The 12,063-nt window shown below is 39.2% G+C and carries 9 protein-coding genes and 1 riboswitch; of the genes, 8 read left to right on the top strand and 1 reads right to left on the bottom strand.

From position 1 onward, the window contains the following. The first annotated feature begins 7 nt into the window (after positions 1 to 7). Positions 8 to 92: riboswitch (cyclic di-GMP riboswitch) on the top strand. A gap of 52 nt (positions 93 to 144) precedes the next feature. From IWB18_RS04355 to IWB18_RS04335, 5 genes are all read left to right on the top strand, one after another. Continuing rightward, positions 145 to 1,977, top strand: coding sequence for a FapA family protein (locus tag IWB18_RS04355; protein ID WP_195682387.1), 1,833 nt, complete (start codon positions 145 to 147; stop codon positions 1,975 to 1,977). A gap of 170 nt (positions 1,978 to 2,147) precedes the next feature. Beyond that, the gene (locus IWB18_RS04350; protein WP_195682386.1) at positions 2,148 to 3,569 is read left to right on the top strand and encodes an MATE family efflux transporter; all 1,422 of its coding nucleotides are present in this window, start codon (positions 2,148 to 2,150) and stop codon (positions 3,567 to 3,569) included. Between the two features lie 64 nt (positions 3,570 to 3,633). Beyond that, on the top strand, positions 3,634 to 4,257 hold the full coding sequence (locus IWB18_RS04345; RefSeq protein ID WP_195682385.1) for an HD domain-containing protein: 624 nt from the start codon (positions 3,634 to 3,636) through the stop codon (positions 4,255 to 4,257). Positions 4,258 to 4,308: 51 nt separating this feature from the next. Next, entirely contained in the window at positions 4,309 to 6,771 is a 2,463-nt protein-coding gene (locus IWB18_RS04340) for a bifunctional diguanylate cyclase/phosphodiesterase (protein WP_195682384.1), read from the top strand. Positions 6,772 to 6,791: 20 nt separating this feature from the next. Beyond that, positions 6,792 to 7,988, top strand: coding sequence for an anaerobic nitric oxide reductase flavorubredoxin (locus IWB18_RS04335; RefSeq protein WP_195682383.1), 1,197 nt, complete (start codon positions 6,792 to 6,794; stop codon positions 7,986 to 7,988). 223 nt (positions 7,989 to 8,211) lie between these two features. On the opposite strand, the gene IWB18_RS04330 is transcribed toward IWB18_RS04335, so the two are convergent. After that, a complete protein-coding gene (locus IWB18_RS04330; RefSeq protein WP_195682382.1) occupies positions 8,212 to 9,168 on the bottom strand; it encodes a 1,4-dihydroxy-2-naphthoate polyprenyltransferase in 957 nt (318 codons plus the stop codon). 248 nt (positions 9,169 to 9,416) lie between these two features. On the opposite strand from IWB18_RS04330, the gene trxA reads away from it, so the two are divergent. The 3 genes from trxA to IWB18_RS04315 all read left to right on the top strand — a co-directional run bounded on the left by trxA (position 9,417) and on the right by IWB18_RS04315 (position 12,043). Next, a complete protein-coding gene (trxA, locus tag IWB18_RS04325; RefSeq protein ID WP_195682381.1) occupies positions 9,417 to 9,731 on the top strand; it encodes a thioredoxin in 315 nt (104 codons plus the stop codon). A 12-nt stretch (positions 9,732 to 9,743) separates the two neighbouring features. After that, a complete protein-coding gene (locus IWB18_RS04320; protein ID WP_195682380.1) occupies positions 9,744 to 10,604 on the top strand; it encodes an NAD(P)/FAD-dependent oxidoreductase in 861 nt (286 codons plus the stop codon). Between the two features lie 116 nt (positions 10,605 to 10,720). Further along, complete coding sequence (locus IWB18_RS04315; protein WP_195682379.1) at positions 10,721 to 12,043, top strand: hemolysin family protein; 1,323 nt, start codon at positions 10,721 to 10,723, stop codon at positions 12,041 to 12,043. The last annotated feature ends 20 nt before the right edge of the window (positions 12,044 to 12,063 follow it).

The raw sequence follows: 12,063 nt of genomic DNA, 5'->3' as shown, positions 1-12,063 counted from the left end.
AAAATAAAATAATGATCGGCAAAACCGTTGAAAAACGGTGACGCAAAGCTACGAATCTAAGTCCATGCGGATATGATAGTCGGGTTGCCTGAAAGTAACCTGCAACCGGCACCCTAAGGGGTGCCTTTTGATTGGAGGGAAACGATGATATTCGAAACATTTTGTTATGAGGATGCCTTGGAAAAAGCTGTAGAGCATTTCAAATGCAGTGCAGACAAATTAAAAGTCACTGTTTTGGAAGAGCCCAGCTCTAAGATGATGGGCTTGATAAAAAAGACAGGAAAATTCAGCATAGAAAAAAAGCCCGAAAACGAAGTAGTTGATGCGGAAAATGAAAATGGTTCTATCGAGGTCAAAAATGGGGAAATCATAATAACCAATCCAAAGGGAAAAGGTGTTGCTGCATCAGTATTCTTCAAGCATCCCCAAATGAGCGTGAAAATAAACGGAAATGAAGTTAAAGGCACAGTCCTGCTTTACAAGGGTGACGAGCTGGAATTTGAATACGAAGACATTTTACCTTCCAGGCGACTGATCGTTGATTTCTCGGATGAAATGGTCGAAGCTTATCTTACTGTTGAAAGAATAAATGGTAAGAGGTTCAGCATGAAAGACATTGGCAAGACCTCAAAAACAGTATTCGATCCGAATGAAGAAATTGTTTTTCCCGAAGAATTGACGATCGAAGAGTGCAAAAGAGTTTTGCTCGACTACGGTATACTTGAAGAAAAGATAGATCGGTCAGAAATAAAAAGGGCATGTGAAAGCAATGATACTATAAAGGTAACGGCTGCCAGGGGTAAAGCACCCGTAGTGAGTGCAGAAGCTGTATTTGAATATTGCGAAGAAATTTTTGTAAAAGAAATTTTAAGGGGTTTGGAACCCGTGGTAATGCGGGGCAAACTTTTGGCTCAAAAAGTTTCGGCAGCAGTGGTAGGCATTCCCGGGGAGGATGTCAAAGGAAATGAAATTAAAGTAAAACCTGTAGTAGACAAGAATCTTGGTATTTTGGACGGAGCAATCATTCAGGGTGAAAAAGTCTATGCACTGATAGATGGAAGGCCTTACATCAAAAGGGATAAAATCGGCGTAGTGCCCCTGTTGACTGTCATTGGAGACTTGGACAAGGAATCGGATGATATAGACTTTGACGGAGACGTAGTCGTGAAAGGGAATGTGCAGGACAACATGTTTATAAGGGCAACGGGAAATATTGCCGTTATAGGATCTGTATATCATTCGAATTTGATTGCTCAACAAAATGTGGAAGTCAATGGAAAAGTGATCGGTGGCAGGATCAGCGCAGGGGACGAAAGTTCAGCATTTAGAATATTGATTCCGTACATGGAAACCATGGTAGAGGAAATGGAAAAAATATTTACCGGACTACACACCTTCGATGGGAAAAATGTCCGCAATTTGTTGGAAACCATCAACAATGGAAAAGATAATCTGGAAAAATGCATTTCTGAGATAGAAAGAACCGCCAAATCATTAAATGATTCACAGTTGTCCAAGATCAACAAGTTAAAAAATGATATCAGGCATTCTTTCATAGAAATCAAATTATTGCATCAAGAGGGATTTCAAGAGCTCAATGGGATCTACATTGGATTATTGGATGACATAAAAATGATGAAGGAAGAAGTTTCAGATTCCAAGACTATCAAGGTCACATATGCCCAAAGTGCCGTCTTAAATTCCAGCGGTGATGTAATTATTACGGGAGAAGGTTCCTACCAGTCAAAAATTACCGCAGGCGGAAACATTTTATTTCAAAAACCTACAAGTGTTGTCAAGGGAGGCGCTTTGATTGCAGTCAACAAGATCAGAGCGGGGATCGTGGGAACACCGGGAGAGATAGAGACATACTGCAAAGTTTTGTCAAATGAAGGTGATATAACCGGAAGATTCCATAAGGGAACAACGTTGATAATAAAGGACAGACAAAAAGATTATACGGCGATCGAAGTCTAATTGTATCGTTAAGACCCGCAGGGGAATGAAAAAAATCATGTTCTGTTCTTGGTTTTTTAATAAAATAAAAATACTGCTTGATTTAATGTTCCATTACGAGTATCATATAAAAGTAAAGATTCATTAGAGTGCTAATCATTTGAATTTCAATTAAATCAAGGAGAAAAGATATGGATAATGCAACACAACTGGGAGAGGTTAAAATTTCTAAACTTCTCGTTAAATTTTCAGTGCCTGCCATAGTTGGCATGGTAGTAAATGCAATTTACAACATAGTAGACAGGATATATATAGGAAACGGTGTAGGATCTTTGGGTATCGGGGGAACAACTGTGGCATTTCCCGTAATGCTTATAACCATGGCATTTTCAATGCTTATAGGATTTGGTGCCAATTCATTGATTTCCATAAGACTTGGACAGAATAAGAGGGATGAAGCTGAGGAACTGCTCGGTAATGCACTAACGCTTTTCATAGTTTCGGCGCTAAGCCTTACGGTTGTTGGTGTGGTATTTTTGGAACCAATGTTGAAACTTTTCGGTGCAACCGAAGCCATTTTGCCATACGCCAAAGATTATATGTTTGTGATCCTCCTTGGGAATATTTTCATGACTGTAAGTTTTGGAATGAATAATTTTATCAGAGCTGAAGGAAATCCACAAATAGCCATGAAAACCATGCTTATAGGAGCAGGTTCGAACATTGTGCTCGATCCTGTATTCATATTTGTTTTTGGATGGGGTATGACAGGAGCGGCAGTTGCTACAGTGCTGTCACAGGCCATTTCAATGGCATGGGTTTTGAGATATTTTCTTGGAGGGAAGAGCTTGCTAAAGGTTCATGCCAAGAACTTCAGATTAAAGTCTCAAAATGTTAAAATGATTGCGGCTTTGGGGTTTGCCCCATTTGCAATGCAATTGGCAACCAGCTTTCAAAATATGATAATGAACCAAAGCCTTATCAAATATGGCGGGGATATAGCCATTAGTGCAATGGGTGTAACCATGAGTGTCATGACTTTGATATTTATGCCCATGATAGGTATAAATCAAGGCGCTCAACCTATCATCGGATTCAATTACGGAGCACAAAAGTACGATCGTGTAAAAGAGGCACTTAAATTGGCTATCAGCGCAGCTGTAGCTATAGGAGTAATTGGCTTGCTTGTTACCAGACTATTTCCGGATCAGCTAGTTTCTGTTTTCAACAGTAAGGATGCCGAGCTTCTAAAGATAGGAAAACTTCAAATGAAGATAGCTTTGTCACTATTGCCTATAGTAGGATTTCAAATAGTGGGTGCAAACTATTTTCAGGCAGTGGGGAAACCCAGACATGCGTCGTTTTTAAGCCTTTCAAGACAGTTTTTCTTTTTGATTCCGCTATTGTTGATTTTGCCGAGATTCTTCGATTTGCCGGGGGTATATTTATCTTTGCCTGTTTCAGATGTTCTTTCAGGAACAGTAACTGCAATCTTCTTGTTCTACGAAATTAAACATCTGGATGATTCCCACGCCAAAGGCTTGGAATCGTCAAACGAAGTCATGAAGGAAAGAGTTGCCAAAGATACCAATACTATAACTGAATCAGTGTAATTTCAGGCAGAGCGTATGCTCTGCTTTTTTTATTGGTTTTATCCGACTGTAAAATTTGTATCCGATGTGTTATTATTTAGAAGGAAGGAATGGTGAGAAGTTGGAGAGATTACAAAAACAGATCGATTTTATAGTAGAAATTGACAAATTGAAAAATATTTTCAGACAGAATGTTGTTATAGAAGATAGAAGAAATGAAAATGACGCTGAACATTCGTGGCATCTTTCCATGATGGCGCTTCTGCTTAGGGAACATTTCATAGATCCAAACGTTGATCTATTAAAATCCGTAAAAATGACCATAATACATGATCTTGTTGAAATATATGCAGGAGATACATTTTGTTACGATCAGGAAGGTAACAAAGATAAGTTGGAGAGGGAGATCCAAAGCGCCAGAAAGTTGTTTTCGATATTGCCGAAGGATCAGGAAAAAGAGTTATGGGACTTATGGCAGGAGTTTGAAGAAACAGACACAATGGAAGCAAAATTTGCCGCATGCCTCGACAGAATGCAGCCTTTGCTATTGAACAGCATGACTGAGGGGCACACTTGGAAAAAGCCGGGGGTCAACAAAAACAAGGTGATTGAAAGAAATAAAATACTAAGAGATCATGCTCCTAATTTATGGGAATACGTAATAAGTAAAATTGATGATGCTGTAGAGAAAGGACATCTTAAAGAGTAGTGTATCAGGCAATATAAAGGAAATGTGGTGAACCAAATAGAAAGTGGTAACATGGAATTTGAAAAAATAGACGGTGAATTAGACCGGTTTTCTAAAATTAGAGAAGATATAGACCCGGGACATGAGGCCAGGAAGATAATTTTGATCTATTTGTTGATCGGAAGCATTTGGATCGGATTGTCCGACAAGGCATTGGCATTCCTATTCGGGGACTTGGAGTTCATAACTACGGTAAGCACATGGAAGGGATGGTTTTATGTTGCAATCACTGGATGGATCTTCTATAGAATAATAAAAAGAAGTCTGTGCCTTTATCAAGATTCGGTGGATATAATATTCGAGAATTATAAAGGATTGAGTTATACCCATAAAGAGCTTATACGCACCGAGATTGAACTTCAAATGAAATATAGGGAGCTTGATGAGAGCATAAATGCGGTAAATGTAAGCGAGCAAAGGTACAATCTTGCCGTACAAGGGGCAAATGACGGCATCTGGGAGTGGGATGTAGCCAACGATGTGTATAGATTTTCAGAAAAGTGGTTGAGTTATTGTGGTTACGGTCCTGACGATTTGGACCCAACAATAAACGGACTCAGAAGCATGATACATCCGGATGACAGAAACAAGGCCATGGAGATCCTTGAAACTTATATAGCAGATAAGAAAGGCGAGTACCAGAATATATTCAAGATTCGGTGTAAAGACGGCAGTTATAAAACGGTCCTTAGCAAGGGAGTTGGAGTTTGGGACGACAAGGGAAACCCTATAAGGATGGCGGGTTCTCATACGGATATAACAAAACAAGTGGAACTACAAAATTCTTTAAAGAAAGAAAGGGAACTTTCGGAAAATATAATCGAGGAATCAGCTAACATCATAATCCTGTTGTCACCTAAAGGAGAAATTTTGCGTGTAAATGAATTTGCATCAAAAATTTCAGGTTATTCTGAAGATGATTTGCTGGGTAGAAGTGCCCTGGAACTGGTGTCCGATGAAAGGCAGTCTGACATCATTGAACTGTATTACCGATTGTTGGAGGGAGAAGCTCTTAATTCAATGGAAGAGAAGCTTGTCACCAAAGAAGGTGAGTATCTTGACATACTGTGGAGTTTCAGCGTTCTTCACGACGATGAACAAAATGTAAGAGGGATTATTTTGTCGGGGACGGATATAACTGAAAGAAAGCAAATGGAAGCGATGCTGTACAAGCAAGCATATTATGATGATTTGACAAAGCTTCCAAATAGAGCTTTGTTGGCATCCAAAGTGAAAGAGCTGGTCAAGCGTGATGTTGGCGACGGATCAGGTTTCGCGCTGATATACATAGATATAGACAATTTTAAGCATATAAACGACATCCACGGACATTTTGCAGGAGATGAAATGCTGAAACACATGGCAAAAATATTGATCGCAATGGTAGGGACAAAGGGATTTGTAGCCAGGCTCAGCGGTGACGAATTTATTGTGGTCTTGGAAAAAATAAGGTCCAGGGAAGAAGCGGTGAAACTTCTGGAGGCTGTAAACCAAAGTATTAAAAAACCTTGGATTTATATGGAACACGATTTTTATATAAATGTAAGCAGTGGGATCGTCATCTATCCTGATGACGGGACAGATTTGGACACTTTGCTTAAAAGGTCTGATTTGGCAATGTTCGAGGCCAAAGCAAGTGGAAAAAACAAGTATCTGTTCTTTACAGAAAGAATGGAACTGAATTCAAAAAGATTCGTTCAGATGGAGAGCATGATTAGAAAGGCAATAGAAAATAAAGAATTTCAGTTATACTATCAGCCGGAAGTAGACCTTAAAACCGGCAAGATCGTGAAGCTGGAAGCATTGATCAGATGGGAACACAAACTAAGAGGTTTCATATCGCCCGGGGAGTTTATTCCCGTTGCCGAACAGACCGGGCACATAGATGCAATTGGCGATTGGGTGCTTAACGAGGTTTGCGAACAGGTCAATGAATGGCTTGGAAAAGGCTTGGATGCTCCAAAAATTTCTGTTAATCTTTCCAGTGTAAGATTGAGCAGGACGGGAGTTTCTTCAAAAACCATGGACATATTGACTGATCATTGCGTAAGCAGTGGCAAGCTCGAATTTGAAATTACCGAGACTGCCGTATTGACGAATGAGGAAAATGTATTGAATTCATTGTTGGATTTTAAATCCAGAGGAATTACAATAGCTTTGGATGATTTTGGGACGGGCTTTTCTTCTCTGACCCATCTTCAGTCTCTTCCAATCGATGTGCTAAAAATCGACAGATCTTTTCTGATGAACGTACTGAACAATCCAAAGGAAGAGAGTTTGTATCTTGGTGTAGTTTCATTGGCTCAAAGTCTTGGTTTGAGTGTGGTTGCAGAGGGTATAGAAACTAAAGAGCAGGCTGAATTCTTGTTGAAAAATAATTGTGACCTAGGGCAGGGATATTATTTCAGCAAGGCTATTCCTGCAGAAGATATCGAACTTCTTTTGAAAAAGGGCGTTTTGGAATTTGATCGATGATCTATTGGGAGGAGATTAATATGGGAAGAAGAATAACGGACAAGGTTACATGGGTAGGCAAAATAGACTGGGAGTTGCGAAGATTCCATGGTGACGAACTTTCGACTCACAGAGGGACATCTTATAATTCTTATCTGATCAGAGATGAAAAAAATATACTGATAGATACGGCATGGGGACCATATGACAAGGAATTCGTATCAAATCTTAAAAAGGAAATCGATTTGAATGACATTGATTGCATTGTCATCAACCATGGAGAGAGCGATCACAGCGGAAGTTTGGTTGAACTTATGGAACAGATTCCCGAGACACCGATTTACTGTAGTGTAAATGGTAAAAAGAGCTTGAAAGGCCTGTACCATAAAGATTGGAACTTTGTGACTGTGAAGACTGGTGATACTTTGGATATAGGGTCTGAAACCTTGACTTTTGTAGAAGCAAAGATGCTCCATTGGCCGGACACCATGTTTACTTACATGTCCGGAGACAATATCTTATTTTGTACTGATGCATTCGGTCAGCATTACGCATCAGAAAAATTATTCAACGACAAGGTAGATCAAACAGAACTTTTTGAAGAGGCATTCAAGTATTATGCCAATATTCTGACTCCTTTCAATAAACTTGTATCTGCGAAAATCAAAGAGATCCTGGCAATGAATTTGCCTCTGGACTACTTGTGTACCAGCCATGGAGTTATTTGGAGAGACGATCCGGTTCAAATCGTAGAAAAATATTTGGAATGGTCTGACAATTACAAGGAAGATCAGATCACCATTTTGTATGATACCATGTGGGAGGGGACAAGAAGATTTGCTGAAGCAATAGCAGATGGAATTACCGGCACTGATGAGGATACTACTGTAAAACTCTATAATTTGTCTAAAACCGACAAAAACGATGTCATCGCCGAAGTATTCAGGTCAAAAGCTGTATTGGTGGGTTCACCGACAATCAACAAAGGCATCACTTATGCAACAGCAGGTATTTTGGAAATGATCGAAGGATTAAAAATGACCGGCAAAATAGGTGGAGCTTTTGGGACATACGGTTGGAGTGGGGAATCCGTTAAGGTGATAGCTGAAAAACTGGAAAAATCAGGATTTAAGATGCCTGTTGAAGAAACCAAAGCTTTGTGGAATCCAGACGAGGAAGCACTGGAAAATGCGAGAAAATTTGGTGAAGCATTCGCAAATATTGCCAACGAGCAATAATGCTTATGTAGATTTATGAAATTTTGCACAACCAAAAAAATCTAGATTATGCAAAGGTCTTAAGGTATAATGTAATTGAAGTGGCAACAAATATTAAGTTGACAGGTTAGTTATGATGAGATTTATAAGATCCTTCTGTTGCAAAATCAAGTTGTATTATTCTCTCCCGATTATATGCAACCTTTACAATGAGAAGGATCTTAAAGTCTCATCATTTTTTGTTTCAAATGAATTTGTCAAGTATCAACGAGACCAAAAGTGTCAATAAAAGTGAACCGTCCAGCAGCAGAAAATTTTTGATGGACAGTGAAAAAGTATCTTTCTTGGTTTGGAGCTTTTTGAAAGCAGCAATATTTTTTCTCAGTAATTTAATGGTTGGAAACATCAACAGAGACAATAAGGGAAGTGTCTCGGAGAAAACACCCATTAATACGGCAACGTATGCAGTGTAATAGCTGTTCTCAAAAATCCAAAGAGCTTTTTTCTTTCCGATGTAGATGGGCAACGTGTACCTTTTATTTTCGATATCTTCCTCAATGTCGCATATGTTGTTGGCCAGCATGATGTTGCCTATGCCGATTATGGATGGCCAGCTAACGATGATTATTCTTGCAAGGAAATCCATATCAAGGTTCATTGTCAAAAACCGCGTGTCAAAACCGAATGATACTGGGTCGAATTCGTGGATATGGATGAACACGCCTAAAAATGTTATGAAAAAGCCCATAACAAACCCTGAAAAAATTTCTCCCAAAGGTGTCCTGGAAATCGGGACTGGACCAAAGGAATAAAAAATTCCCACTAAAAACGCCCCACAACCGATTAGAAGGGTCAACGGATGGGTATTAATGAACAATGCCATGCCGGTAGATATTGCCGTAACCAGCAAAACTAAAAGAGTCTTGCGAACTGTGGAAGCACTCAGGTTGTATTTGACTATGGCATTGTGATCTTCATAGCCATATCCTTCCGTCTTTAATGCTTTTACATAATCGTAGTAATTGTTCAGGACGGTCGTGGCCATGTCGAAGCATAACAGCGATACGAATATTAGAACAAAATTTTTGAGATCAAAAATTTCGTAGTAATACAAGGTATAGAAAGTTGCAACGAATAAGGGCGTCATGCTGGCTACTTTGGTTTGAATTTCAGCCAGTTTCAAGAATTGTATTATTTTCATAAATAGTCTCCTCTCCGAACTTGACCATTATATCATAAACAAAACGGATTATCTCTCCGATACGTAACCCATCGGAGGTCGCGAGTGCGCAGCCATAGAAAATATGAATTTTTCTCATTCCAGAAGGAAATCGGTTTATTAAAAAAATACACAAAAAAACATGATTTACCCTTTACATATACCCATGGGGGGTATATAATGACTGTAGTGATAAAAAAATAACTTAACTAAAAATATGGAGGTTTAATATGAAAGAAGTAATGGATGCAACATTTGTAGAAGAGGTAATGAATAGCGAACAACCGGTATTGGTTGATTTTTGGGCACCATGGTGCGGGCCATGTAAAATGGTTACTCCGGTAATGGAAGAACTGGATCAACAATATGATGGTAAAATAAAAGTGGTTAAGGTAAATGTGGATGAAAATCCAGAAATATCTGAAGCTTTGAGAATCACAAGCATACCAACAATCGTTTTATTCAAGGAAGGTCAACCTAAAGATGCAGTTGTAGGATTCAGACCCAAAAACGATTTTGAAAAAATGATAGACAAGCACCTTTAAGAGGAGATTTATATGAGTGATAGATATGACCTGATCGTAATAGGAAGCGGACCTGCAGGAATATCGGCTGCCATTAACGGTGTCATAAGAAACAAGAAAGTCAAGGTTTTTGGCAGCAGAAATTTAAGCGAAAAGGTTCAAAAGGCTCCAAGAGTCGATAATTACCTTGGTTTTCATGGTATCACGGGAAATGAACTGAAAGATGTATTTTCTCAGCACCTTGAAAAAATGCAAGTTGAAATAACGGAAGAAAAAGTAGACGCAGTTTATGCTCTTGGAAAATATTTTGCCATAACTACTAAAGACAACAGTTATGAAGCAACTTCAGTGATTGTGGCCTCGGGAGTGAGCAACAAAAAGAGTCTTGAGGGCGAAAATGAATATCTGGGTAAAGGTGTAGGATACTGTGCAACATGCGATGCACCTATATACAAGAATAAAAAAGTTGCGATAGTAGGGTATGATGTTCATGCAGAAGAAGAAGCAAATTTCATGCTGGATGTTGCCAGCGAGGTAGTTTACATACCTTTATATGGACAGCCGGAAAAAATCAAAGATGGTGTAAATGTAGTATTGGGAAGACCGCTGAGAATCGAAGGCAATGAAAAGGCCGAGAGACTGGTTTTACACAACGACCACATAGATGCAGATGGCATATTCATACTAAAAGACAGCGTAGAACTTGATCAGTTGGTTCCTGGAGTCCAGATCGAGGATAATCATTTTGTAGTAAACAGAAAAATGGAAACTAACATTGAGGGATTGTATGCGGCTGGTGATTGTACCGGAAAACCGTATCAATACCTGAAAGCCGCAGGGGAAGGCCAGGTAGCCGCTCTTAACGCAGTATCCTTTATAGATAATATGCAGTAATTGATTGGCGGGCTCTTAAGAGCTCGCCTTTATTGAATTGAACCACTTGATTGATAAGCAAGTTTCGATTATAGTTAAAGTAAAGATAACTAGAATTCCGATATGTGAGGTGCGCCATGTTTAATATATTACTGCTTTTTGCACTTATAGGAGTAAATGCTTTTTTTGCTGCTTCAGAAATCGCATTGATCACACTTAACGACAACAAGATCAAAACTCAAGCTGGTGAAGGTGACAAAAAGTCGAAAAAATTGCTTGACCTGTTGAGCGAGCCCGGTAGATTTTTAGCCACCATACAGGTAGGGATCACATTGGCCGGGTTTTTGGCAAGTGCCTCAGCATCACAAAGTTTTGCAGATGATTTGGCCAAGTTTGCAATAAAAATAGGAGTGCCCTTGCCTCAGAGTCTGCTTGGAGGAATCGCCGTAGTAATCATTACTTTGATTCTTTCATACTTTACCTTGGTATTGGGTGAGTTGGTACCAAAGCGCCTTGCCATGCAACATGCTGAAAAAATTTCAAATATTGCCGTTGGACCGCTAACTTTGATTTCTAAGTTGACTGCCCCGATTGTAACATTTTTGAATAGTTCAACAAATTTTTTCATCAGACTTACCGGTTCAAATCCCAATGACGGGGAGGAAGAATTGACGGAAGAAGAAATCAGGATGATGATCGACGTCGGCGAAGAAAAAGGTGCGATCATGGGCATCGAGAAGGAGCTCATAAACAATATATTTGAATTCAACGACAAGGTTGCATCGGATATCATGACCCACAGAACTGAAATTGTTGCATTTGATCTAGCAACAGATAAAAGAGAGATATTCAAGATTTTTGCAGACAGGAAATATACAAGGATGCCTGTCTATGATGAGGTTATAGACCATATAGTGGGGATACTCCATATTAAGGATATCCTGGGTTTGATCCATGATGAGGAAGGCGACTTCGAGCTGACAAAATTAATGAAAAAACCTGTGTTTGTTCCAGAATCAAAACCATTGGATGAACTATTCAGAGAGATGCAAAGGGGCAAAGTGCACATGGTTGTTGTGATTGATGAATATGGCGGAACGGCGGGTATTGTAACGATAGAGGATCTGATCGAGGAAATCGTTGGAAATATTTTTGACGAGTATGACGAAATGGAATTTGAATATCAAAAAATTTCTGATAACATCCATTATTTTAATGGAGGAATAGATTTGGATAAAGTGGCATATATAATGCAGATAGACCTTCCTTCCAAGGATTACGATACGCTTAGCGGTTATTTGATAGGTGTCTTGGGGAAAATACCTCGAAATGGAGAGGTGTTCGAGATAAAAAGAGATGGAGTAATATACAGGATAAAAAAAGTTGAGCGCAAGCGCATTGTAGAAGTCGAAATAGAAAAACCAGAGACCTTGGAAAGCGAAAATGAAGAGAATGAATAAAAACTCACTGGAGTTGTAGT

It is taken from the genome of Alkalibacter mobilis (genome assembly GCF_015594845.1).
Classification (GTDB): Bacteria; Bacillota; Clostridia; order Eubacteriales; family Alkalibacteraceae; genus Alkalibacter; species Alkalibacter mobilis.
Note: the sequence above shows the minus strand (reverse complement) of the source record. Positions and strands in the feature narration are given on the sequence as shown.